This window comes from Desulfonatronospira sp. MSAO_Bac3, assembly GCF_003838035.1.
GTDB lineage: Bacteria > Desulfobacterota > Desulfovibrionia > Desulfovibrionales > Desulfonatronovibrionaceae > Desulfonatronospira > Desulfonatronospira thiodismutans.
In genome coordinates, this window is record NZ_QYZY01000086.1 from 1 (window position 1) to 24388 (window position 24388).

The 24388-nt window shown below is 50.3% G+C and carries 27 protein-coding genes and 3 riboswitches; of the genes, 13 read left to right on the plus strand and 14 right to left on the minus strand.

Going from position 1 to position 24388, the window contains the following annotated elements:
- Positions 1-168: 168 nt before the first annotated feature.
- From D5S03_RS03160 to D5S03_RS03170, 3 genes are all read right to left on the minus strand, one after another.
- Positions 169-927 (minus strand): ABC transporter ATP-binding protein, encoded by a 759-nt coding sequence (locus D5S03_RS03160; RefSeq protein ID WP_287042648.1) that lies wholly within the window; start codon positions 925-927, stop codon positions 169-171.
- Positions 924-1997: a FecCD family ABC transporter permease gene (locus tag D5S03_RS03165; protein WP_287042649.1), complete on the minus strand. Its 1074-nt coding sequence runs from the start codon at positions 1995-1997 to the stop codon at positions 924-926. The genes D5S03_RS03160 and D5S03_RS03165 overlap by 4 nt, the downstream gene beginning before the upstream one ends.
- Before the next feature lie 188 nt (positions 1998-2185).
- Positions 2186-3346, minus strand: a complete 1161-nt coding sequence (locus D5S03_RS03170; protein ID WP_287042650.1) for an iron ABC transporter substrate-binding protein — start codon at positions 3344-3346, stop codon at positions 2186-2188.
- 327 nt (positions 3347-3673) lie between these two features.
- Here D5S03_RS03170 and D5S03_RS03175 point away from each other — a divergent pair, with 327 nt between their 5' ends.
- The 4 genes from D5S03_RS03175 to D5S03_RS03190 all read left to right on the plus strand — a co-directional run bounded on the left by D5S03_RS03175 (position 3674) and on the right by D5S03_RS03190 (position 7428).
- Positions 3674-3811: a hypothetical protein gene (locus D5S03_RS03175; protein WP_153305054.1), complete on the plus strand. Its 138-nt coding sequence runs from the start codon at positions 3674-3676 to the stop codon at positions 3809-3811.
- A gap of 171 nt (positions 3812-3982) precedes the next feature.
- Positions 3983-4206, plus strand: a riboswitch (cobalamin riboswitch).
- A gap of 164 nt (positions 4207-4370) precedes the next feature.
- Positions 4371-5429, plus strand: a complete 1059-nt coding sequence (locus D5S03_RS03180) for a sirohydrochlorin cobaltochelatase (RefSeq protein WP_008868577.1) — start codon at positions 4371-4373, stop codon at positions 5427-5429.
- Between the two features lie 88 nt (positions 5430-5517).
- Positions 5518-5815, plus strand: a riboswitch (cobalamin riboswitch).
- A 148-nt stretch (positions 5816-5963) separates the two neighbouring features.
- Entirely contained in the window at positions 5964-6611 is a 648-nt protein-coding gene (locus D5S03_RS03185; RefSeq protein WP_287042651.1) for a hypothetical protein, read from the plus strand.
- A 10-nt stretch (positions 6612-6621) separates the two neighbouring features.
- Entirely contained in the window at positions 6622-7428 is an 807-nt protein-coding gene (locus D5S03_RS03190) for a glycine/sarcosine N-methyltransferase (protein ID WP_008868575.1), read from the plus strand.
- Positions 7429-8022: 594 nt separating this feature from the next.
- On the opposite strand, the gene D5S03_RS03195 is transcribed toward D5S03_RS03190, so the two are convergent.
- Both D5S03_RS03195 and D5S03_RS03200 read right to left on the minus strand, forming a co-directional pair.
- On the minus strand, positions 8023-8805 hold the full coding sequence (locus tag D5S03_RS03195) for a nucleotidyl transferase AbiEii/AbiGii toxin family protein (protein ID WP_008868574.1): 783 nt from the start codon (positions 8803-8805) through the stop codon (positions 8023-8025).
- Positions 8802-9419, minus strand: a complete 618-nt coding sequence (locus tag D5S03_RS03200; protein ID WP_008868573.1) for a type IV toxin-antitoxin system AbiEi family antitoxin domain-containing protein — start codon at positions 9417-9419, stop codon at positions 8802-8804. The genes D5S03_RS03195 and D5S03_RS03200 overlap by 4 nt, the downstream gene beginning before the upstream one ends.
- Before the next feature lie 522 nt (positions 9420-9941).
- On the opposite strand from D5S03_RS03200, the gene D5S03_RS03205 reads away from it, so the two are divergent.
- The 3 genes from D5S03_RS03205 (at position 9942) to D5S03_RS03215 (ending at position 12777) form a co-directional block, all read left to right on the plus strand.
- Complete coding sequence (locus D5S03_RS03205; RefSeq protein ID WP_008868571.1) at positions 9942-11330, plus strand: ATP-binding protein; 1389 nt, start codon at positions 9942-9944, stop codon at positions 11328-11330.
- 430 nt (positions 11331-11760) lie between these two features.
- On the plus strand, positions 11761-12096 hold the full coding sequence (locus tag D5S03_RS03210; protein ID WP_008868570.1) for a hypothetical protein: 336 nt from the start codon (positions 11761-11763) through the stop codon (positions 12094-12096).
- Between the two features lie 489 nt (positions 12097-12585).
- Positions 12586-12777, plus strand: coding sequence for a ribbon-helix-helix domain-containing protein (locus D5S03_RS03215; protein WP_008868569.1), 192 nt, complete (start codon positions 12586-12588; stop codon positions 12775-12777).
- Positions 12778-12833: 56 nt separating this feature from the next.
- Here D5S03_RS03215 and D5S03_RS03220 read toward each other — a convergent pair whose 3' ends face one another.
- The 9 genes from D5S03_RS03220 to D5S03_RS03260 form a co-directional block, all read right to left on the minus strand.
- Positions 12834-13133 carry a DUF2325 domain-containing protein gene (locus D5S03_RS03220; protein ID WP_008868568.1) on the minus strand — a complete coding sequence of 100 codons (300 nt, stop codon included), beginning with the start codon at positions 13131-13133 and terminating at the stop codon, positions 12834-12836.
- Positions 13134-13145: 12 nt separating this feature from the next.
- On the minus strand, positions 13146-13322 hold the full coding sequence (locus D5S03_RS03225) for a hypothetical protein (protein ID WP_153305053.1): 177 nt from the start codon (positions 13320-13322) through the stop codon (positions 13146-13148).
- 588 nt (positions 13323-13910) lie between these two features.
- Positions 13911-14702 (minus strand): ABC transporter ATP-binding protein, encoded by a 792-nt coding sequence (locus D5S03_RS03230; protein WP_287042652.1) that lies wholly within the window; start codon positions 14700-14702, stop codon positions 13911-13913.
- Positions 14699-15643, minus strand: coding sequence for a FecCD family ABC transporter permease (locus D5S03_RS03235; protein ID WP_287042653.1), 945 nt, complete (start codon positions 15641-15643; stop codon positions 14699-14701). Before D5S03_RS03235 ends, D5S03_RS03230 begins: the two co-directional genes overlap by 4 nt.
- A 52-nt stretch (positions 15644-15695) precedes the next feature.
- Positions 15696-16514 carry an ABC transporter substrate-binding protein gene (locus tag D5S03_RS03240; RefSeq protein ID WP_208596358.1) on the minus strand — a complete coding sequence of 273 codons (819 nt, stop codon included), beginning with the start codon at positions 16512-16514 and terminating at the stop codon, positions 15696-15698.
- A gap of 137 nt (positions 16515-16651) precedes the next feature.
- Positions 16652-17497: an energy transducer TonB gene (locus D5S03_RS03245; protein ID WP_008868563.1), complete on the minus strand. Its 846-nt coding sequence runs from the start codon at positions 17495-17497 to the stop codon at positions 16652-16654.
- A complete protein-coding gene (locus D5S03_RS03250; RefSeq protein WP_287042654.1) occupies positions 17494-17904 on the minus strand; it encodes an ExbD/TolR family protein in 411 nt (136 codons plus the stop codon). Before D5S03_RS03250 ends, D5S03_RS03245 begins: the two co-directional genes overlap by 4 nt.
- On the minus strand, positions 17904-18533 hold the full coding sequence (locus D5S03_RS03255; RefSeq protein ID WP_008868561.1) for a MotA/TolQ/ExbB proton channel family protein: 630 nt from the start codon (positions 18531-18533) through the stop codon (positions 17904-17906). The genes D5S03_RS03250 and D5S03_RS03255 overlap by 1 nt, the downstream gene beginning before the upstream one ends.
- A 41-nt stretch (positions 18534-18574) precedes the next feature.
- Complete coding sequence (locus D5S03_RS03260) at positions 18575-20560, minus strand: TonB-dependent receptor (protein ID WP_287042655.1); 1986 nt, start codon at positions 20558-20560, stop codon at positions 18575-18577.
- A 132-nt stretch (positions 20561-20692) separates the two neighbouring features.
- Positions 20693-20925: riboswitch (cobalamin riboswitch) on the minus strand.
- Positions 20926-21213: 288 nt separating this feature from the next.
- Between D5S03_RS03260 and D5S03_RS03265 the strand changes: the two genes are divergently transcribed.
- From D5S03_RS03265 to D5S03_RS03290, 6 genes are all read left to right on the plus strand, one after another.
- Positions 21214-21843: a DUF1007 family protein gene (locus tag D5S03_RS03265; RefSeq protein WP_008868559.1), complete on the plus strand. Its 630-nt coding sequence runs from the start codon at positions 21214-21216 to the stop codon at positions 21841-21843.
- Entirely contained in the window at positions 21840-22778 is a 939-nt protein-coding gene (locus D5S03_RS03270; protein WP_287042656.1) for a nickel/cobalt transporter, read from the plus strand. The genes D5S03_RS03265 and D5S03_RS03270 overlap by 4 nt, the downstream gene beginning before the upstream one ends.
- Positions 22779-22852: 74 nt before the next feature.
- Positions 22853-23176: an ArsR/SmtB family transcription factor gene (locus D5S03_RS03275; protein WP_287042657.1), complete on the plus strand. Its 324-nt coding sequence runs from the start codon at positions 22853-22855 to the stop codon at positions 23174-23176.
- A 14-nt stretch (positions 23177-23190) separates the two neighbouring features.
- On the plus strand, positions 23191-23328 hold the full coding sequence (locus D5S03_RS03280) for a hypothetical protein (RefSeq protein WP_008868556.1): 138 nt from the start codon (positions 23191-23193) through the stop codon (positions 23326-23328).
- A 196-nt stretch (positions 23329-23524) separates the two neighbouring features.
- Complete coding sequence (locus tag D5S03_RS03285) at positions 23525-23755, plus strand: hypothetical protein (protein ID WP_008868555.1); 231 nt, start codon at positions 23525-23527, stop codon at positions 23753-23755.
- Positions 23745-24170, plus strand: a complete 426-nt coding sequence (locus tag D5S03_RS03290) for a PIN domain-containing protein (protein WP_287042658.1) — start codon at positions 23745-23747, stop codon at positions 24168-24170. Before D5S03_RS03285 ends, D5S03_RS03290 begins: the two co-directional genes overlap by 11 nt.
- Positions 24171-24388: the final 218 nt, after the last annotated feature.

Consider the following 24388-nt stretch of genomic DNA (forward strand, 5'->3'; position numbering starts at 1 on the left):
ACTCATGAATGTCGGAAGAAAGTGAGTGCTGGATGGTAAATTCAGTCAGCGGCATCAGGCCGGTGGCTGATTATCCTATCCATCCTGTTAATCCTGTCTAAGGCCTGCCACGCGTCCTGCCACGCTTCTTAGCGTGGTTATTGTTTTTTATGACAGGGTTTCAGTAGTCTAATTGTTTTTGGGGACTATAACCAGGGTGCCCTGGTGATTCAAAATATCCACCTCTACCCCGTAGACCGCCTTAACCATCTCCGGGGTCAATTCTTCTATCCCGCCGTGGTGATAAATACCGCCGTCTTTTAGAAACAGAAACTTATGCGCGAAACGCAGGGCCAGGTTCAGGTCGTGCATGGTCATGACCGCTGCCAGTTCGTGTTCCTGGACTACAAAGTCGATGGTGCGCAGGATTTCCAGCTGGTTTTTCAGATCCAGGCTGCTGGTGGGCTCGTCCAGAAGCATGACAGTGGGTTCCTGCACCAGGGCCCGGGCGATGCATACCTTTTGCAGCTCGCCTCCGCTCATCTGGTCCAGATGGCGCAGGGTGAGTTTTTCCAGTCCCAGGCGCTTGATGGCGGCGTCAACTATGCGCAGGTCATTGTGGGTCACTTTCCACCCAAGATAAGGCCTGCGTCCCAGAAGTACGGCATCAAAAGCGGTCATGCGGCCCATTTCCGTTTTCTGGGCCACGTAGCTCAGGTTTCTGGCTATCTCTTCGGAGCGCATCCTGAGAACATCGCGGTCTTTGACCAGTACCCGGCCCTGGCTGGGCTTGAGGATGCGGTTTATGCAGCGCAAGAGGGTGGTCTTGCCTGCGCCATTGGGGCCAAGGATGCCCAGTATTTCCCCGTGGGCCACCCTGAAGTCCAGGTTTTTGAGTACCAGTCCCTGGTCGTATCCTATGCACAGGTCCTGTACATTGAGAATCATGGCCTGCGCCCCTTTATCAGCAGATACAGAAATGCCGGAGCCCCCAGAAAGGCGGTGAGTACAGATACCGGCAGAACATGCGGGGCCAGAATGAGCCTGGCGGCCAGATCCGAGGCCAGAAGCAGCACTCCCCCGGTGAGGCAGGAGGCGGGCATGAGAAAACGGTGATCATCACCGATGACCCGGCGCACTATGTGCGGGCAGATAAGACCCACAAAGCCTATGATTCCCAGAAAGGAGACTATTGTGGCCGTGGCCAGGGAAGCCATGAGCATGCCCAGAAGGCGGACCCGGTCCACCCTGACTCCAAGCCCCCTGGCTGTCTCATCGCCGGCCTCGATGGCGTTGTAGTTCCAGCGGTTGTAGATGAAAAAAACCATGCATACGGCCACCACCACGGCCATAATGCGGATTTCATTCCAGCCTGCGCGGCCTACGTCCCCGAAGGTCCAGAAGACCATGGCCGCCAGCTGTATGTCGTCAGCAAAGTACTGCAGAAACATGGTCCCGGCGTTGAACAGGGCCCCCAGGGCCACACCGCTTAAGACCAGTACTTCCGGGGTGGCCCCGCGCAGCCTGGAGATGGCCACGATGACCATGGAAGTCAGCATGCAGAAGATAAAGGCCACTATGGTGGTCAGGTAGGGGTTTAATATGCTTACCGCCCCCACCTGGGTGCTCTGCATGACTCCGGCTCCCAGGATCATGACGGCCAGGGCGGCCCCGAACGCACCGGCCTGGGAAATGCCCAGGGTGAAGGGAGACCCCAGAGGGTTTCTAAGTATTGACTGCATGGCTGCACCGGCAGCGGCCAGTCCGGCTCCGGCCAGAAAGGCGGCCAGGGCGTGGGGCAGGCGGATATTTAAAACTATGGTCTGAAAGCGCGACTCTTCGCCCTGGCCAAGGAGGATGCGCAGAACATCAGAGGCTGGAATGTAAACAGCCCCCTTGGATATGGCCAGGATGAAAAACAATACCCCCAGGACAGCAAGAAAGATAAGAAACAGTCCCTTGCGCCGGATATATGTCCTGTACTCAGGAGGCAGGTGTCCGTTCTCGAAGTGTGACATAGCTTATTTTTAACCATTCAGTTGGTGCGGAGACCGGCTTGAGGACAGTCCCCGCGATAACCTTTCCTGTACAAATTAATATATGACAAAAGCTAAGTTGTGTGAACCTGCATAGATAGTACTCAGCGGGGACAGTCCCCAAGACTGGTGCCAGTAATCAATACCGAGGACCCCCTGAATGGTTCCGTTTATTCCAGGTCGATCCTTGAAAAACCCATGCCGTCAAACTGACGGTTCATCTTTTCAAAGGCCTTGTCCTCATTCAGAAATACGGAAATCTCTTCAGCCTTGCGCATGGGGTCAATATCCTGGAAGCGTTCAGGATAGAGAACGCTGCCGATATAATAGGCATTGGCGAAAATGGTTTCAAAGTTCTGGGTATAGTAATTATACGGGAATACCCCGTATACCCTGCCTTCATCCACAGCGCTTAAATGCCTGTAGGCCGGATCGTTCTGCAGCTGGTCTCTGGCGTTGGCCCCCCTGTCCAGCTGCATGGTGGATGTGTCGATGAAGATTATCTCTGGATCCCAGACCATGATCTTTTCCTTGGATACTGTGGCATGATCCATCTTTTTGTCTTCGGTGTTCAGTTCGTCAGCCACATTGCGGGCATGCAGAAACTCAAAAGGTGCATAAGATGGTTCGGTGGACTGAAAGCCGTGGGGGCCTCTATGGGCCATCCCTCCGATGTAGCAGGTGGGCCTGTCCTGTTCCGGGATGTCTCGAGTGCGGCTTCTGAGGTCCTCTTCCAGGTCGTCAAAATACTCTATTACTTCCCAGGCCCTTTCTTCCTCGTCCATGACCCTGCCCATGAGGAGCAGAGAGTCGTCCAGGTCATCTCTGGCATGAGTTAGATTGCCGTAGTAGAGGCTTATCACCGGGATACCGGTTTTGTCCTGCAACTGGTCCGGGTTGGGTCCTGAATCAGGGTTGACCTTGAAGATTACCTGGGGCTGGGGATCAAGTCCGGCTATAAGTTCCGGGGAGTCGTGCCCGCGGAATTCTCCGAAAAGCGGGTAATCCTTGAACTGGGGGTTGGCCAGGGCATAGGGGCGGGGATTGATGCCTGAATCGCGTTTTTCCATGCTGTCCACGCCCACAATGCGGTCATGGGCCTGAATATAGGTCAAAAGCCTCAGGCAGCCTGAGCCGGAGCAGATGACCCTGTCCACCTGGGAGGGGATGTTCAGCTCCCGGCCGGTATTGTCGGTTATGCTTATTTTGTCTTTGGCTTCCAGGGTTCCGATTGGTGCCGCCAGAATCGCCAGCATGACCATGCCGGCGAGGAAAGCAAATCCGGGCCGGAGAAAATTGCCGAAGAAATGTCCAGGTGCAGGTTTAAGCATATTTGTATCTCCTTAAATAAAGGTTTTATGTCCTCTTTCGAAGTATCTCCAAGGCAATACAGTGGTTTTCAGCTAAGCCAGGCAGAGATTATCGGCCTCTGAGCATTAACGCCTGAGTACAAATGGCAAGGATTATGTATCCCTGGAATCTGCCCCGGTAGACCATGAACAAAAATTTACGGGTTCAGCGTGCCAGGCAGAAGTGCAGATCGTTACACGAATAAAAAAAAGATGTCAAAATGAAAACAATGTCGGTTGTGCAGTAACACGTTGAAGGGCTGAAGTATGCAGAGTATATGGTGTCCAGGGAGCGATTTGTAACAATTAATGTCCAGGGAGCTGGCCCGCATTCCCATGGATAAGCTTCAGAAATACATAGTGGAGATGGAATCCTTTTCCGGAAATGCGCAAACAGCGGACAAGATAACCAGTGCGGATCCATATTCTGTGGTCTGGGACAAGTGATTACTGGAGGCTATGTCTGCAAAAAAGTCCTGCGCTATACAACCAACACTGTTGGGTCCGGTGGAAACCGGATGTGGTGAGACTTCTCGAAAGCGAAACACAAAACATAAAAACAGAATTGCCATAAGTTCTGGATTTTCTTTCTTGACTGTCCGGCTTACCTGTGGATAAGGTGCTCTCAATCACTTGGGTGCTCAAAATGAGCTTAATAGGGAACCCTGTGCAAATCAGGGACGGGCCCGCCGCTGTAACCGGGGACGAATGCCGCATGAGGCCACTGCCCGGCACTTACTTTTCTAAATTTTTTCCTTCAAGAAAAAAGTAAGTGCTGGGTGGGAAGGCGCGGTGGAGGATGATCCGGAAGTCAGAAGACCTGCCTGAGTGAGCGCGTAAGACAGCATTCTTCGTGGCAGGAGAGTCTTGCGCAGTGAGTGGCAGGATAAAACCGGGAAATCCCGCACTTACTTGGGCTGCATTCTTATGCTGCCCTGTGGCTGACGCAGATCAGTCCAAGTAAGTGCGGGATTTTTTTTGTTTAAACATCAATAAGGAGATAGGTATGAGACAAGTATTGCTTTCGCTGACATTGCTTTTATTGCCCATGTTCATGATGATTCAGGGCTGTCATGCGCACAGTCACGGACACGATCATGACCATGATCACGATCACGACCATGGGCATGAACACCATCATCATGACGAGGACAAAGATATGAAAAAAGGTATTCTGCTTGCTGCTTTCGGTTCCAGTTATCCCCAGGCTCAGCCTGCTTTGGACAATATTGAGAAAATGACCAAAGAAGCCTTCCCAGAGGTGCCTGTACGCTGGGCTTACACTTCCAGGATGGTCAGGCATTCTCTGGCCAAAAAGGACAAGCATTTTGATTCCCCGGCCATGGCCCTGGCCAGAATGGAGGATGAAGGCTTTACGCACGTAGCGGTTATGTCCCTGCATACAATCGGAGGTGTGGAGTTTCATGAACTCAGGTCGGTTGTGGGTGCCTTTCAGGATATGCAGAGCAACCTGAAGCAGGTGAGCCTCAGTTCGCCTCTTTTGGGTTCACCGGATGTAATGGAAAGGGTCCGGGACAGCATGCTGGACAATCTTCCAGCAGATAGAAAAGCGGACGAGGCGGTCATCTGGGTGGGACACGGGTCTTATCATCCCAGCAATGCCTTTTACCAGGCCCTGGCCTACAAGCTGCAAAGAAAGGATGAAAACGTGTTCATGGCCACTCTCGGCTGTCTTGGCGGGTCACCTTCTTTTGAAGATGTAAAAGAAGAAGTTAAAGCCAAGGGCATTGATAAGGCCTATCTTGTGCCATTCATGTCCGTAGTGGGAGCGCATACCATCAGGGATGTGGCCGGCAAGGACAATTCCGGCCATGACCATTCCCACGATCATGGACACGAACACAATCATGATCACGAACATAACCATTCTCATGACCACGGCCATGACCACGATCATGACCATCACCACGGTGATCCCTGGAAGCAAAGGTTGCAGGATGCCGGCATTGAGACAGAAGTAGTTTTAAAAGGCACTGGAGAGTACGATGATTTTGTCAACATCTGGCTGGATCAACTGAAAAAGGCCGTTGAGCAATTGCATTAACAGTACATGAAGCGTCTGCATGATTTTTTTGCAGGGGCTAATTTTGCAACTTGACAAGAACGTCTTTTTTTACTTGAGTAAATAATAATTAAGGACAGTCGTCTCAGGTTTTCCCCAGTCAGGGGAAATGAAAAGGGAATCCCGTGTAAATCGGGAACCGGCCCGCGGCTGTGAGCGGGGACGAAAGCCGCATTAAGCCACTCTGGACAGAAACAGGGGAAGGCGCGGCAAGCCCAGCACTCACTTCATTTCTGTTTGTTGCTTATAATCAGGTTGTACTGCAAGGAGCCAACCGGTTTAACTGGCAACAATTAGTACCTGAAGTGAGTGCTGGGCAAGTAGGACGATCCGCAAGTCAGAAGACCTGCCTGAGACCTTATTGGACCGCCCCTTCGGCGCAGGGTGGCGGCCGAGCCTATTCGAGGATGAAAACGGGACATCCCCGGATCGAAGTGTATTTCGATCCGGGGATTTTTTTTGCAAGAAAACGGACAGAAGCGCCGGCTGTCCTCCAAACCGTTCAAGGAGGAAAAAATGGATACTATCCACCTGGAAATGCACGGGGTGTGCATGAAAAGCCGCAGTATGCGTATGACCAGGACGGGTGCGGAAGCTGTGCTGCAGTTCTGCCGGGAGTACAATATCAATGTATACCGGCTTTTTGATTCACCCGGGGATGTCAGAAGTCTTCTGCCCGCGGGAGAGCATGTGGATTGCTTAGAAGAGTGCTATATGTACTGCAATGATAAGCCGGATGTTTATGCTTATATCAATGACAGGCAGGTAAAAACACTGGATTTTGGATTGTTTCAAAATTTTACCCGGCATGCAGTGCTTGACGATGGAGGCGATGAACATGTTGTCATTGAAAAGGCGGCAATCAACGATGGCATCATGGTCTTTGAAGACAGGGGCAGTCACCTGGGACAGCTTAATATTCAGGATATACGCCTGCCCATTAAAAGATCGCTTATTGACAACAGTCTTTTGTTCAATGAAGTATATCATGGTCATAAAATGTTCAATATAAAGCTCATGGAGCTTTCTCCAGGAGCAATGCAGGCCATCAATGTGCGCAGTAACGGCCAGAAGATTTCATTTATTGATTTCTTAAACAGTGTTTCTGTCTCTGGATGGCGGGCACAGAACATGATCTCGGAAATTTCCAGAACCATTCAATAGGAGGTGTATTATGTACGCAGACAAGGAACAAAAAGAAATATTGCAGAGCAAGGGTTGCTTGCTGACTGATCAATACCTTCACGACTACGAAGACTGCTTTGTAAACAAGTGGGATGAGCTCATAGACTGGGAGAAGAGAGCCAAAAGCGAGGGGTCTTTTTTTTATGATATTTTCAGACAGAGGAATGTGCAGAGCATTATGGACGTGGCCGCCGGCACCGGCTTTCATTCGGTGAGGTTTCTTGAACAGGGCTACAGGGTGGTCAGCGTGGACGGAAGCGCCAACATGCTGGTGCAGGCCTTTGAAAACGCCCGGGACAAAGGATATATCCTGAGCACGGTGCATACGGACTGGAGACGACTCAGCTTTGATGTGCAGGGCGAATACGACGCCCTTATCTGCCTGGGCAATTCCTTTACCCACCTTTTTGATGAACACGACCGGCGCAGGGTGCTGTCCGAATTCTACAGCAAACTCAAGCCGGACGGGGTGCTTATAGTGGACCAGAGAAACTATGACCGTATCCTGGATGAAGGTTATTCCTCCAAACACAAATATTATTACTGCGGCGAGAACGTATCTGCAGAACCGGTGCAGGTGAAGGACGATCTGGTCCAGTTTGAGTATACCTTTCCAGACGCTTCTGTGTTTCATCTGAACATGTTTCCCCTGCGCAAGGCTTACATGCAGAAACTTCTCTACGAGACCGGCTTTGGGTCAGTGACCACTTACGGGGATTTTCAGGAAACCTTCAGAGGCGAGGAACCTGATTTTTATATCCATGTAGCGGATAAAGGCATACCTGACCAGAGCTGACAGTCTTGAGCCTGCGTTAGTCTGCTTAAAAAAGTGCCTGCAAATTTTTTTGCAGGCACTGCAAGACTGTCTTGTCCATCAAGGGTAACCATTATGGATGGAAACCGGTTTTCAATGGTTGTGGAGTTGTCTGTCCATGTTTTCCGGCCAGGGCCTGGCCCGATGTCTCAGAAAAATGCCGGCTAATTTTTAACCTGGACCATCATTGTCATTGACCGCCTTTCATATTTCTCTCCGGAGTATTAAATTAGGATAAATGCATTACCTTTTGTACTCCAGCTTTTTGCGTAATATCCAGTACCAGGGGATTGGAAGGTGTTCCTCGTTCTGCGGCATCGCCGCCGTTCTTGGTTCTTGGTTTTAACAAAGAACTAAGAAACTTGAGAGTTAAAAGTTATCGGTTAATTGTTAATAGTTGAAGAAAAAAGGTCATGATTTCAGGTGGTTGTGCTGCATGCATTCTGAATGTGCAAGTTTAAAAAAGTGCTGTAAATTCAAGGTGTTGTGCGAGAACTTCTGACTGTCCAGTAAGAACGAAGAACGAGAAACAGCGGCGCAGCCGCGGGGCAGCGCAGCTGCGGGTAAATCCCTGTATTACAGGGAACGTATAAACTCAGCAAAATGCAGGATACGCCGGCTGTGGTCACGATTAAAAAGAAGGTGCTCGAAATCCTTTTGTTTTTGGCGCATATCAACTGCTTGCAGTGACTTTTCAACAGCAGCCTTAAGTTCGGCAAGGTTGTGAATAGCAAAACGATGCCCAAGAAACTGATAATCCGGTTCTGTCCGTGACAGCAGGAACATGACGTCGTAATAATCACGTCCTTTACCCCTGTCGAGCATGGCGGCTATCTTCATGGCACACAGCACTGCCTGGGACGGAACTGGAAATGGGAAAAACAAACCGCAGCCCTTGATGAATTCCATAGCCGGCTCATAGGGTGTCTGCTGATCCTGGGCTTCAAGTTTCAGGAGAAATCGCGCTTCGCGATGTCCGGAAATGCCTAAGTTAAACAGAAGCTCCGGAAAATACAGGCTGCGTCGAAACGCCTTCAACCCGCTCTTTTCTCGGGCTCTGGCCTTAACTTTAAACCCACTGCGTTGCAGGAAGGTGAGAACATCATCTGACATCCGGATGAAGTCTTCTTCAATCAGGTTTTTGCAGTCAAAATCCAAGTCTTCGGAGAAACGATCGATGCCCTTGGTCAGACGCAGGTTCGTGCCTCCGATAAAGGTCATTTTACGGATGTGCTCTGTGGAGGAAAGATAATCCAGAGTCAACAGCTGCACATACTCTTTGAGGATATGCTTTTGAAAGACCGCATTCTCAGCCATTGAAGCCGGATAGTAATTTTTGAGCTGTTCGATTGAGATCATAGGTTATACACCTTTTCCAGTAATTGCATGCGCTTTTCAAGACGTGCACATTGAAAGCTCTTTCCCATTGTCAGCCATGTCCGCCTGTCCCAGTGCGTACGCAGTATATCCCCATCGAGCCGGAGTTCGAGAAGCTCGGACTCTGTATTATAGAAGGGATACAGATAGAGCAGGTCCAGCAGCGCCTTCTCACTGGTCGCATAGGGGGTTGTCCGACCGTCTGCAATTGGGCGGCGGAAATAGCCGAACATCAAATCGCTCTTGACGCTTTTGTAGGAGTACTCACCGAATTCGTTGGTAAATGAGGCGGTTTTCAGTGAGGTGACGCTGGTTATTTGGACCACGGATTCGGGAATCAAGCCATAAAATGCGAGTGCCGAGTGCAGACTGATGTAGGAGGGGTTATAGATTCTGCCGGCGATATATTCGGCGAATTCCGGCTTGTCCTTGTATTCAGGAAAGGCGTACCATCCACGCCGCAGATGTACCAGGTACCCCTTTTTTGTCCACCGGACCAGGTTGTTGCGATCAAATCCCGGCTGCCACGCATATACCTGATGGATACTGAAACAGCCAAGGTCAAACATTTTGTTTTTGAATTCAATCCAGTTCATAATATATTTCCATTATGCAGCAAATATGCTGATTTTTAGAAATAAAAAATGGGAATTGTCAAGCAGGTTTTGTAAGCAAATATGCCCAGAGCCAACAGATATTTTTGCATGACCATGTGGGGGCCTATTACTCATAGGCTTTCACTATCAAAAAAGTAAAAAAATTAGTGAGTTACCACTGAAATCCTGCTTGCCCAGCCTGTCACGCCTTTGGCGTGATTGAATAGCTCAATGAGCTAGCCCGCAGGGCATTCAACTGGGGTGCCAAAAAAATCTTCCCAGGCACTGATGATAATTATGATTAACAAGAATAAGGTGGCAGTAAGCATTCAAGGGGTACTCGTTTTTAGTCCCTGGCACTCACGCCAGAAGCGTGATTCCGGCACCCTGAATGCTTACAGGTGGCAAGCTTGACAAGGGTGGATGGTTGATTATAAGATACCTTCAAAATCATACTGCATTGCACAAAACACCCCTGTATTTTAATGCTTAGTGTAGGGAAATAAGCTGTATAAATTTGAAATGTACCGCCATCATTTGCAATTTCTGGATAGCTGGCTCAAGGACAGCAGACGAAAGCCCCTGGTCATCCGCGGCGCCCGTCAGGTCGGCAAGTCTACGCTTGTTCAGCTGTTTGCAAAAGAATATGGCAAGGATTTGCTTGAGTTAAACTTAGAGCGCTATCCAGAATTATCCGAAATATTTAATACCAAAGACCCTGATCATATTATCCAGCAGATTGAATTTCTGCCGGGAATGAAACAAGTCAGTCAAAATTCCCTGCTTTTTCTGGATGAGATTCAGTCTGTTCCCGAGGCGATTCCGGCATTACGGTATTTTTACGAAGACAAGCCCTGGTTGCCTGTTTTAAGTGCCGGGTCTTTGCTGGAGTTTGTCTTGTCCGACCATTCTTTCTCCATGCCTGTAGGCCGAATACAGTATCTGCATATGGGGCCCATGACATTTTCTGAATTTCTGATGGGCATTGGGGAAGAAAAGCTTGGTTCCTTTATACTTAATTATGAGCCGGGCCAATCCATAGGAGAGATTGTTCATGGACGACTGCTGAGTTTGCTGCGTTCTTATTACTTTGTAGGCGGAATGCCCGAAGCAGTATCAGTTTTTGCTGCAACCAAGAGCTATAAGCAGGTCAGCCGGGTTCACAATTCCGTTCTCGAAACCTATCTTGAAGATTTCCCAAAATATATCGGTTCAAGAAATTTGAACCGCATGCGCAGAGTATTTCACTTTATTGCCAGAAATGTCGGAAGAAAGATAAAGTACAGTAATATCTCTTTTGAAGACCAGAGCGGTACTTTGAAAAAAGACATTGATCTTTTATCCATGGCCCGGGTCATAGGCAAGGTAATACGCAGTCATTGTTCCGGACTACCGCTTCATGCAGATATTGATGAGAAAGTATATAAACCACTTTTCCTGGATGTCGGCTTGATGAATGCTGTTTGCGGACTTGACTGGAGAGCGGTTTCTCAAATGGATGATGCGCAGCTGATCAATGAAGGGGCCATTGCCGAACAATTCGCAGGGCAGCACTTACAGAACATGTTTTCGGATGCGCTGAACCAGGAATTGACCTATTGGCTCCGTCAGGGCCGGTCTTCAAACGCTGAACTTGACTTTGTGGTGCAGACCGGTGGGCATATTATTCCCGTGGAAGTCAAAGCCGGCGCTGCAGGGTCACTTAAGTCACTGCACCAGTTTATGGGCAGCAAAGAAGCGCCTTTAGCTGTTCGACTGGATGCATCTTTTCCTTCCGTAACCCGGATAGATACCAAAATCAGCACAGGCAAAACCTTCAGGCGGGTTCAATATCCGCTGCTCTCTCTACCACTGTACCTCATCGAACGTCTGGGGACTGTTGCAGCGTATTATTGTGAGAATCAGGAATAGGAGTGGGTTAGCAGTTCAGCACTACCGCGACACTTTATTTGAACTCGAAGGGGACTGGCTCTCCCGCACTTATTTCTATCCGGACGTAACCATTCAGAAAAGGGTCCGGTTGCCAGGCACCATCATTGACTGCTCCATCAGTGGTTACAATCCAGACGATACTCATACAGGCTGGCTCTGGTCAAATCAGGTCATTTTTTATCCCGTTTTTCTGGGGGATGCTGCTGGCGTTGCAGCCTTTGGCTATTTGCAGGGCCAGGTCTTTGATCGGAATTGATGTTGAAATTTAACATCAAAAATATATTGACATCCTGTTTTTGCCTGGTTTAGACGTTCGATCACCTTGAAGATGAATTTGGATTTCAGTTTTATTATTAACTAATGCTGTAGGCTGGTTTAGATTGTTTTAAGGCCTAAAAAGGAGGCATAGATGAAAAGTGTCATTACTGTTTTTTGGGCAACGCTGAGCATGGTGTTATTCTCGTTCTCAGTGTCCCTGGCGCACTGCATATGGACTGAAGTGCCTTTTACGGTTGAGCCGGACCAGGAGTTTAATGTTCGTGCGTATTATGCTCATCCTGACTATCTTCTCGAGGAAAGAGATAAGACCAACCTGAGCCTGGTAGTGCTCAAGCCTGGGCAGGAGATGGAAGAAATCGTCCTTTTTGAAAACCCCAACCATTATGATAATGATATCATTCTTACCAATCCGGGGCAGCATATTTTCGTGCTGGAGCGCGATCCCAATCGCTACATGCCATTGTAAAGGAATCAAGCGGGCGTCAGAGAAACACCCGTTATCATTATATTCGAACCTGCAAAATCCTGAATGATGAGAATCGGCATGTTTTAATGACTATCAAGTTAGTATTGAGCTGAAGGTGCTTCATGAGATCAGCAACTTCGCGTATTCTCTCATATTCATCTATAGGCAGATGTGACTGCTAAAAGACACTTTTGTCACGCGAACCACGCGAACCACGCGAAGCGCGTGGCAGGGCGCGGAACAGATGTCAGAGATCAGAGGTCCCCGGTGAAACACCCCGGAGGAATCCCGGTTTCACGGGGCAAGCAGGTGTCAGTAAAAGCAAAGGGTTATGTAGATTGTTTATTTCTGAATTATTCATTTTATCGACTTTTTGCAGGTGCATCTTATCTGATCAACTTGAATTACCGGCTCTTATGACTTGCGGTCACAGATACTCTTTGATGCATGATAACGATAGATATGATGATGTCAAAAAGGAGAAGGAGCATGGCCGGTCAAAGAACAATTATCACCCTGCCGGATGAAGACAGGACCTGGCTTGAAAGCTATAGCAGGACATACGGAATATCCATGGCCGAAGGAGTTCGCAGGGCACTCAGAATGCTCAGGGAAGATCAAGAGAAAGACGTCTACCGGGCTTTGGTTGAGCAAACCCGGAATACCAGTGCTTCTGCTTAGAATTAGATTGCCGGGAAAGGCTCTGCCTGGTGCGGGATTGAAGATCAATTACTTTTTTATCCCTTCATGGGACAGTCCGGCTTTGGATTATTCAGGCAGTCCCGCAGAGTGGAGACCCCGCAGGAGTGGCACATTATAACCGGGATATTTTCGGACCTGGCCGCTTCAAAAGCGTTTTTGCGGGCGCTGTGAGAGACCTTGTTGGTGAATATTATCATCAGGTCTATGCTGCCAAGCCGCTCAGTGATGGTGTTTTCCGTCCCGGTGAACATTTTGATTTTGTACCCGGCCTTCCTGGCTGTCTTCTGGTAATGAGGCTGCAGCCTGTCCATTCCTCCGATAACTGCTGCGGTCATGATGTCCCCCTTTCAGTATTTGTCGGATTCAGCGCATTTCTTTTTCAGGAAACTTTTCCTGATGATGCTGACGCATCTTAAGTATTCATCAAAGTTAACCGGGTTTTTGCTGTTCAGGTAATCAATTTTTTGTTGCAGCACTCTCTGGGTTTGTTTGTCCAGGCTGCTTATGCTTGATTTCAGGGTCATGGCTTGCCTCCTTTTGTAATTGATTTTCAGGGCCAGCATCTCGTACATTTTATTGTTGTCCACTGCTTTAATGGTAGTGCTCAGATATAATGATGTCGAAGATAAAAATTATTATCAACAAGACAATAAGCTGATTAAAAAAAACAGTACGGGAAAGTTAACAAAAAATAACCGGGTCAGGGAAACAGGCAGTTAATTGAACTGTTCTACTGTACAGCCGACATTAAAAAAGGATGTTCAAATTAAGCCGGCCCTAAAATGTACTTGCCCGGATAGCTCCGCCTTAACGGTATAAGAAGTTGTTTAATGAAGTCCCGGGCACTTGTCAATAATTATTTTGAATTTAATTTTCAGTATCATGCCTGAGGTTGGTTTGTTGTTTTGCCGAGAGCATTTGGGAGTGAATCTTTCAGGGTTCACTTGGAGGAATCAGTTCTGCCACGCGAACCATGTTAAGAAGCGTAGCAGGACGCCAGGAAGAAAACAGATGCCAGATGACCATGCTGAGACGCTTAGCAGTGCTGTATCCCGAAAAAGAGGCCTTTGCATATCCCAGGGACATCCCATGCTTGCAGTGAAACACGATTATTACTTTCCGTATTTTTCAGGCACGGGCATCATCCGGGGAACTTTGCCCAGGGGATTTTCATCCACCATGATCCGGCAGCCGTAGCTCTTTTCTAAGAGTTCCCGGGTGAGCACCTCATGGGGCGCACCCGTCCCGGCGGTCCTGCCCCTGCTTAAAAGAAGCATCCGGTCTGCATACATGGCCGCCAGGTTCAGCTCATGGGAAACCATGATTACGCTCACGCCCTGCTCCCGGCACAATCCTTCCAGCAGATCCATTATGCCCACCTGGTGCGCCGGATCCAGGGAAGCGGTGGGCTCGTCCAGCAGAAGCACCCGGGGCTGCTGGCAGATGGCCCGGGCAATGAACACCCTCTGGCGTTCCCCCCCGCTCAGCTGATCCAGACGCCGCCCGGCCAGATGCTCCACCCCCATGTTCTGCATGGCCTGCAAGGCCAACTGGCGGTCCTTTTCCCCTTCCATCTCCCACAGTCCAAGATGCGGCGATCTCCCCAGAAGCACGGTCTCGGCCACCTTGAATGGCATCTCTAAGGGCACTTCCTGGGGCACCAGGGCCACTTGGGCCGCAAACTCCCTGCGCGTATAAGAGGATACGGCCCTGCCCAGCATTTCCACGCATCCACTGTCCGGTTGCTCCAGGCCGGCAGCCAGGCGCAGCAGGGTGGTCTTGCCTGCGCCGTTGGGTCCGATTATGGCCAGGAATTCTCCTTCCCCGGCTTCCATGCTGATATCCTGCAGGATATGCTGTCCGGCCCGGCTGAAACTGACTCCTGAAATTTTCACCGCGTTCATCTCCTGGACCTCCACAGGAGATAGATAAACAGGGGAGCACCGATAAGGGCGGTGACCACGCCCACGGGCATCTCTCCTTCAGGGGGCAGGGTGCGGGCCAGAAGATCGCAGAGGATGAGATAGGAAGCCCCGCCCAGCAGGCAGGCCGGTATGAGCAGGCGATGGTCCGGTCCCAGGATGAGCCGGAATATATGCGGCACAGCCAGGCCTACAAATCCTATAAGCCCGGACTGGCTTACAGCCACGCTGACCATGAGCGAGGTAAAGACCAGAAGGGCCAGGGTGACCAGGCGGACATTGACCCCCATGGAAGCGGCCGTGTCCCGGCCCATGAGCAAAAGATTCATGGGCCGGGCCAGCACTAAGATCACCGCCATGCCAGGCAGCACCATCAGCAGCACCGGCAGCTGCTGCGGACTGATCATGGACAGGTCCCCCATGAGCCAGAACAGGATGCTGCGCATCTGGGCATCCTGGGACAGGGAGATGAGAAACATGATCATGGCCCCGAAAAAGGCGTTCATCATTACTCCGCCCAGGATCAGGGAATCCCTGCGCAAAGGAGAGCGCCCCCCGGCCAGGATTAAGACCAGGCCCAGGGTAAGCATGCTTCCGGCAAAAGCACTCATGGATACTCCGGGGAAAGCGGCCAGCCCGGCGAACATGCCCAGGATGGCCCCTACGGCCGAGCCTCCGGAAATGCCCAGGATATACGGCTCAGCCAGGGGATTGCGCAGCAGAGCCTGAAAGACCAGCCCGCCCAGAGCCAGGGTCCCTCCCACCGCTGCAGCCAGGACCACCCGGGGAAGACGGATCTCTTTGATAATGGCCGCAGCCACCTGGTCCGCCTCCTGCGGCCGGAAAAACACCTCTCCCAGGGAGCCCAGCATGCTGCCTGTGGATCCGAAACCCAGTCCCAGGGAGGAGCTAATTATCAGCATGCCCCCCAGAATCAGAATTGAAAGGAGCAGTTTCCGGGCAACCGGGGTAAACTCAGTATGCATTATAATCTGGAAACAGTTGAGGATGGATAAGCCCGGCCAGGATTTCCAGGCCGTCCAGAAGTCTAAGGGTGGGACGCTCAAACACGTCAGCATCCACCACATGCACCCTTTCCTGCTGCACAGCCCTAAGCTGAGGCCATCTCTGCCATGCGGCGGTCAACTCGTGGGCGTCCTTGCCTCCGGACATGGAGGCTATCACCGCCACATCAGGATCAAGTCTGAGGATATCCTCCCATCCCAGACGGGGATAGCGCTCTTTGTGGGCCAGGGCGTTTGTTCCTCCGGCCAGATGGATCATCTCGTCGATAAAAGTTGATGCCCCGGCCCCTATGATGGGTCCGGCATCGGCCTGAAAAAACACCGAAGGCCTGCTTTCAGCTGGTGCGACTTTTTCCTGCACCTGGTCCAGGCGCTCCTGCATATCCCGGACAAGCTCCCCGGCCCGGCCTTCAGCGTTCAGGGCCAGGCCCAGGGCGGAAATGCTCTGCATGATCTCCTCCAGATTGTCCGAGTCCAGGGTGAACACCGGAATATCCATCCCTTCCAGGCGGTCTATGGTCTGCCTGGGATTGCCGTCGCGAATGGCCAGGACCAGGTCCGGCTCCAGGCGGACGATGCGCTCTACGTCAGGGCGGGCATAAGATCCCACCCGGGGCAGTTTTTCGGCCCTGGAGGGATAGTCGCTGTACTGGACTGCCCCTTTGAGATTTTCTTCCTTGTCCAGGGCAAAGACGAGCTCAGTGATGCTCGGAGCAAGGGCCACGATCCGCTCCGGCTCTTCCGGGACCAGCACTGTCCTCCCGGCCATGTCGGTCAGTTCCCTGGGCTGGCCAAAGGCTGGCCCCGACAATATGATATGCAAAGCCAGAAGGAATAAAGCGAAGATCAATGTGTTGAAATAATTTACAGTCTTCAATGTCAAACCTTATTCCAGTTTAAGATACATTACTGCAGTTCAAATCTAACCGGCACCCTGACCCGGGTATCTACCGACTGCTCCCCCCTGCGTCCTGGTTCAAAAACCCAGTCCCGGACAGCATCTTTGGCTGCCCGGTCCAGAATGGAGTAACCGCTGGATTCAGCCACTTCCATTTCCTCCACCCGTCCCCGGCTGTTGACCAGGACCTCCAGGATTACCTTTCCCTGCTGGTTCCTCTGCCTGGCCCGGCGCGGATACTCTGGAGGCGTATTTTCCCGGTACAGGGGACGGGCCATTTGCAGTTCTTCATCTTCCCGGCCTGCCTCGGATATGTATTCATCTAAGGCTTCATGGGCCTCGAGAGCTGCCTGGCTTATCATTCTGGGAGCACCGGCCGGCTCCTGGGGAACCGGGCTGGCATTTAGAGCGGAAGTTCTGTCTTCAGGTTTTTGTACGTCTGCTTCCCGGGTCTTTTCCTCCTGCTCAGGCCCGGATTCAGCCTCATGAGCAGCCTCTGCCTCCTGCAATGCCTGAGCCTGCTTTACACGGGTCTCTTCCTCAGGCTGCTTTTTTTCCGGCTCAGGCTGCCGGGGCAGTTCTTCCTCCACCGGCTCCTGGGGGGGCTTTTTTTCAGTCTCTGATTCCTCTGGATCTTCTGACTCATCTGGCTCTTCTGGCAGTTCAAACTCATGGTCAGAGACTTCTTCTGTCTGCCCTTGTTCATGAGGCGTATAGTGCTCCAGGCTGACTGAAATACGCTTTGGTTCATCCGCGTCCCGGCCGGCTCTTTGCTTCATCTGAAAGTCTCCAGTCAACAAAAGCAGGCCATGGGCAAATAATGCCAGAAGGACTGCCACGGCAAGTCTTTTCATGGCTGTGAGGCTTCCTCCGCCTGCAGGGAGATATTGGCAATGCCTGCTTCCTTGATGCGGTCCAGTACGGCAAAAAGCTGCTGATAAACTAAGTCCTGATCCGCCACCAGGGTGACTTCGGGGTCTTTTCCGGCAGCCACCTTGTCCTGCAGCAGACTCGTTAGTTCATCCAGGTTTACGGGTTCCTTATCCAGGTAAATGCTTCTGTCCGCCTGGACCGTAATGGTCAGGCGTACATCAGGATCGATTTCCACGGCTGAAGAAAGAGGCAGATCCACAGGGAGGCTTCGGTGCACGGCCATGGACAGCATGGCATAGATGAATACCACCAGGACCAGGAAAATGATATCAATTAAAGGCAGCATCTCGATACGCGCCTGCTTCTGCAAGGGACGGTTCAGCTTCATCAGACCTGCTCCTGCCTCGCTGCCCCCTGCTGCTGTTTTTCATGCACGATCTCCAGGCTGGTGGCGTATCTTTCCATGATGGCGGCTGCATCCTCAACCCGGCTGCTGAAAAACTTGAACGGGAAAAGGGCCAGGATGGCAATGACCAGCCCCGTGGCTGTGGTGATAAGCGCCTGGGCGATGCCTGCGGTCACTTCCCTTGGCTCTTCTATGCCACCGGTCTGCCCCAGAATATCAAAGGAATGAATAATGCCTATCACTGTACCCAGGATACCCAGAAGGGGAGCCACGGTGATCATGGTATCCAGGACACCGTTGAAACGCTGCATGCGCTTGATCTCCTCCCCGGCGGCCGACTCCATGGCCTTGCCCATGGAAAAGTCCCGGTGCAGGATGCCGCTTACCAGTACCCGGATTACAAAATCTCTGGAACCGGACACCTTCTGTTTGATGGACTCCCAGTCCTCCAGGCGGTAGAGATCCAGGACCTCGTCCACCAGGGCCGGATCACGGCGCACGTGCACCAGGGTCCAGAAAATGACCCTTTCTATGGTCACTGTGAGAGCTATGATGGAGCAGGCCAGCAATGGATACATTACCGGCCCGCCGCTTACAAAGTAATCATACATGGCTGTCAGGCTTTACCCTTCAAGAGTTTGAAATTATTGATCTAAAATTTATACCGTACTCCAACCATGTATTCCTCTTCCGGCTGAGGATAGTAGCTGTACCGATCATCCCACTCATTATAGAAGGCTTCATCTGAGTACGTTTCGCCAAAAAGGTTCTTGGCATGTCCGAAAAACTCCCATTGATTGCGCTTATAAGACAGATATGCATCCCAGGTGTTGTAAGATGACATTTTATCTAACACGTTGTCATAGTCATTTCCATAATATCTTTCGCCTACATAATTGCTCTGAAGCCCGAACAGTATTCCGTTAAACCTTCCAAGTTCAACACCTGCATGTCCTTTCCATTCAGGAACTAAAGGAATGGTATGGCCATCATGATCGCCTGAGGTGATTTTTGCATCAATATATCCCACAGAGGCAAAAAGTCTCACTTTGTCCATGACTTTGTAGGTTATATCCAGATCGCCCCCCTTATGCTCAGTTTCGTTAAGATTAATATTCATTTCTTTTATATTGTCGTAAACTATCTCATCATCAACAGTGAAATAAAATCCTCGCAGATCTAATTGAAGCACATTCCGAAAATCCCAGCCTACTCCTGCTTCATAGCCCTGCTGTGTTTCGTGCTCCAGATCCATATTAACATCCCCGGTGGATAGAATCATGTATTCATCAACCAGGGGATAGCGGAAGGCCTGGTATGCCCGGGCATAGATCTTGGAGTGCTCCCAGAAGGAATAGGCCAGGCCGGCATTCCAGGCCCATTCTGGATCGCCTGTTGTTTCCCTGCTGAGTCCTTTCTTCTTGAGCCTGTAGTCAGTATCCTGATACCTGGCTCCAAGGTTCAGCACCAGATTATCAAGCAGCTCCAGTTCATTTTGCAGATAACCGCTCCAGCTTCTCTGAACATGATCGAACTCATTACCCATATCGACAAAGTCTGCGTCATATTCTGTGCGATAAAAATCAAGCCCCAGTGTAAGCCTGTTGTCCATTTTTCCCAACGGTCTGTCCAGAATATACTTGGGAGTAAAACCCCAGGTATTGATATCGAATTCAGAATACAGCCCATCCATAGTTCTTTCTCGATCCTGCTGGTGATAGGTGAACTGCATATCCAGAATTCCGTATTCAGATACATCCGATTCCAGGCCGAAAGACAGGGCAAGATCCTGGTCGTTTGTTTTGTCGTCTTCTCTAAAAATCCCCCAAGCCGGATCATCAGGCTGTGCCTGTTTTCGGTCATCACGTTTTTGTTGCCTGGTCAGGGCTCCAGGAATCTCATACTCTGCTTTGTTGGCATCTACTTCGCCGTAAATTCTTAAAGCATCTGTCGGATCAGCCTCCAGCCTTGTGAACAGGCCATAATTCTCCACCTCGGAGCGGTCCCGGTAGCCGTCGCTCTGATAGTGATTCACCCCAACCACCATGCCGAATCTGTCTCGACCCATGTTCACTGCAGCCCGGGTCCCGAAGGTGTCAAAGCTGCCCACGCTTGCTTCCACATCCCCTTGGACTCCCTCTTCCGGCCTTCTGGTAATAATATTGATCACACCACCCATGGCGTTGTCCCCGTAAAGCACTGCGTTGCCCCCGTGCATGACCTCGATACGCTCCACCATGTCCAGGGAAATGGTGCTCCAGCGAACGTTGCTCAGGTCAACGGGATTGAGCCTGCGGCCGTTGATGAGTACTGCTGTGCGGTGTTGCGACCCTTCGCCGAATCCGCCCATGTCCAGGGTCTGATTCATACGGTTGCCATCCATGTCCCGGACATGGACTCCTCCCAGATTACGCAAAACTTCCGGCACGTTATGCGCCCCGCTTTTTTCAATATCCTCCCGGTCAATGATGGTCACCTTGGCCGGCACCTTTTCCGTTTCCCGCTCGAACCTGGTAGCGGTAACCACCACTTCATCCATCATGACCTCTTCTGCCTGGGCCGGTTCCTCCTGGGCCCAGGCTGCAGTGGTCCCGGCCAGAAACACGCCCATCATCAGGAAAACAAGAGCCTTTTTCATACCTTTCCTCCTTTTGCGGTTTTTGGACCGGGCACCACATCAAAAAAAGACCCCCGGATCGATACTGATACCGATCCGGGGGTCCCTGATTTTCCCCACAGAATCTTATTTGCATTACCCCGGTCCTCGAGGGTTGCACAACTCACCCAGGCAGGTCTTCTGACTCTCGGATCATTCTAATAGGCGCGCCTTCCCAACCCCCGCACTTACTTTTCTATCATGCAGATTTAGCTTAAGAAAAAGTAAGTGCGGGAAGAAAGTGGCATAATGCGCTGTTCGTCCCCGATTACAGCGGCGGGTCCGTTCCCGACTTGCACGGGATTCCCTTTCAAGCCCTTGCGGGCACCTGAGTAATTTTAAAAAGCCAAAAAGAACACAGATTCAGCAACCAGTCTGAATCAATTGAAAAAATCTTTATACAAAAGAAAATGCAAAGTCAAGCTGACAGCTTGTCCCTTTGTTTATCAGATTTAGTGGGCAAAAATCAAAAGTTCTCATGTTCAAACAATCAATCTGGATCTTTCAGTGAGTCCAGGGGAATCAGGAGTCTCAACAGGTTGAAGGAAGCTGCGAATGCTCGAACAATTTGACTGTGTTGAAGGAATAGTATCAGCTTGACTTTTATCAAAAGCATCGTTTAATTTATTGAAATTATGTTATCAATCATAAACTGTTACATTAGATGTTGCCTGATTGTTTCAGGGCTGCTGTTCCTGGGCCTGCAGGTTTCACCCGCCAGCCAGGCTCTTGCCCATCCGCATGTCTTCCTGGAAACGGAAATAGAAATCGAGTTCAATGAGCAGGGACTAAAGGGAGTATGGCAGGAGTGGACATTCGACGAGTACCAGAGTTCCTGGATAATCAATCAGTACAATATTGATCAGGAAGGAGAGATAAGCAGTCAGGAACTGGATCGCCTTTACCGGGAAACCTTTGAAAACCTCAAGCATTACGACTTTTTTACCTTGTTAATGTTGGGGGATGAAAAGATTCCGGCTACGAAAATCGAGGATTTTTCCGTAAAAGTTCAGGACGGGCTTGCAATATACTCTTTTTTTGTACCTTTTGACATCGAAATAAACCAGAAAAAGCAGGAACTTTTTATTCTGGTTTACGATGAAAGCTATTTCTGTCAGGTATTTTTCCCGCCCGATGACATCGGCTTCAAGGGCGATCTGTCCTCCTGGGAAATCGACTACTCCACCCAGAAAAAGTCATCCCTGACATTTTATTTTGGAATGATAACCCCTGAAGCAATCAAGTTGAGTATATCTCCCCTATGACCTCCCGAATATTTACATTACTTCTTTTAAGCCTGATACTTTTTTCGCCCTGGACATCCTTTGCCCAGAGTCCTTTTCAGGCTCCCCCGGAAAAACCCGAAGAAAAAAAGGAACAAGGTTTTCAACCAGGAGACCTTGTTCCGGACTGGGTAAAAGAAAAGGGGCAGGCAAGCATGGCCAGAATAATGGCCTGGCAGCATCAAATACGCCAGAAGGCCGGGGGTTATGCCCGGCAGATCCGTGAAGATCCCTGGGGCAGTGCCTTCTGGTCCTACCTGGGACTGGCATTTGCCTATGGAGTGGTCCACGCTCTTGGCCCGGGACACGGCAAGGCCTTTGTGGGTACTTATTTTTTAAGCCGCAAGGCCTCGATAAAACAGGGGCTCATGGTGGGCAGCGTTATGAGTTTTCTGCATGTACTTTCAGCCATTATCCTGGTAATGGGGGTGTATTTCATCTTCAAGACCGGGGGCATGGGACCGCTGGATCAGGCCGAGGCCCGCATGCAAAAGATAAGTGCGGGGCTTATTTTTCTGGTGGGTCTTTTTCTGGCCTGGAAATCCGGCCGGGCCATGCTGCACGGAAATGCCGGTGAATGCGGATGCTGCTCTACCCGGGCGGACAACAAAAGCCTGCTTTCCCTGGCCCTTGCCGTGGGCCTGGTGCCCTGTCCCGGTGCTGCACTGATACTTTTCTTCTCCATCACCCTGGATATTATGTTCGCCGGCCTGGTGGCCATGGTTTTTCTGGCGGCGGGCCTGACCCTGGTCACAGCCTCCTTTGCCCTGGCCGCCCTGTTCGCCCGCAATCTGCTGGCCAAAGCAACTACGGCCGGAAGCATTATCAGCCCCAGGCTCTATCATCTGCCGGCCATGATTGGGGCTGTTCTCATCTCCCTTCTGGGCATTGCCCTTTATTTTAATCCAATACTGTAAAAAGTATTCCTTGACACCAAGATTTTAATTAGGTACATGCGCAGATACTAAATAGATCGGATAAAGGATCAGTTATGGCCAACCCCCAGGAACTTGCAGATATGTTCAAAGTGCTGGCAACACCTGCCAGAGTGCGTATTTTGCAGCTACTTAAAAATGAATGTCTGTGCGTTAATGCGCTGGCCAGGGAGCTGGAAATCACTCCCGCCAGTGTATCACAGCACTTGCGGGTCCTGCGGGACAGCGGGCTGGTACGGGGGAGAAAACACGGTTATTATGTGCACTATGAGGTAGACATGGAAAACCTGCACAGGTGGAAAACATCGGCACAACTGTTTTTAACCGCCCCACTGGATAGAATGCCTGAGCTGAAGAGTAAAACTTCAAACCAGAAATAATAAGGAGGTAAGTCATGGGATGTGATTGTCAGAAATGCGAGTTTCCGCAAAAACTTAAAGACAGGCCGGAAGACTGCACCCCTGAGCAGATCAGGGAGTGTCACGGAGAGTCCAAAGAACAAGAGACAACCGACAAAAACCAGGATAGCTGAACAGCAGACTTGAGGCCGGGTCAGCCTGCATGGCCCGGCCTTATTTTATTGTTCGAAGAAATTACCAGTTCGGTTAAATGACCTTATTGCAGGTGCTGGAATATTTTGTTTTAAGGTGCGTTCTGGCATCGGTTAAGATTGTGGTCTGTTGACTTGGCACAGTTTATGTGCTAAGTTGTTGTTTAAGGAGGTCGCCATGGCAAATATCACTCTTAAGGTCGAGGATGAACTTTTGAAAAAGGCTCGCAGTCTGGCTGGACGTAAAAATACTTCTCTTAATGCGGTTGTTAGAAAAATGCTCCGTGATTTTGTGAATTCTGATGCCAAAGTTCAGGAAGCAATCGACAGTCTGGACGATTTCTACCGAAAGTGCGATGCTGCCATAGGTACTGGATCATGGACCAGGGATGAACTACATGAAAGATAAGACATTCCTGGATACAAATATTTTTGTATACGCCATTGACTCGTCTGGCAGAGAAAAAGCCAAGAGCCAAAACGCCAGAAAGGTTATAAATGAGTATGTGGCCAACATGAACGGGGTCATCAGTACCCAGGTGATGCAGGAGTTTTTTGTTGTTGCCACATGCAAGATCACTAAAAAACTTTCAGTGGACCAGGCTCTGGAGTATATGCGCTGTATTTCAGTTTTAGAGATTGTATATCCTGATGAAAATATGGTTTTTGCAGCGGCACGAAAAGTAAAAAAGTATCAGATGTCATTCTGGGATGCCATGATTATCCAGTCAGCCCAGGTATCAGGCTGCTATTTCCTTCTTTCTGAAGATCTTCAGCATGGCACGGAAGTCAGCGGCGTAAAAATCATCAATCCATTAGCTTAACGTTCAAACAAAAGCGAAAAACCAAGGACTTTTAACTCCCGGGTTAAGATGAGGTCTTTGGAAAGTGCGGTTTTTGCTGCTTCCTGGGCGATGTGAGTGTTGTTGCAGTTAGACTTGCTCCTGAAACCCTGTCATAAAAAACAATAACCACGCGAGGAGCGTGGCAGGACGCGTGGCAGGCCAGCAAAACGCGTGATTGAAAACAGCCTGTTATGGCA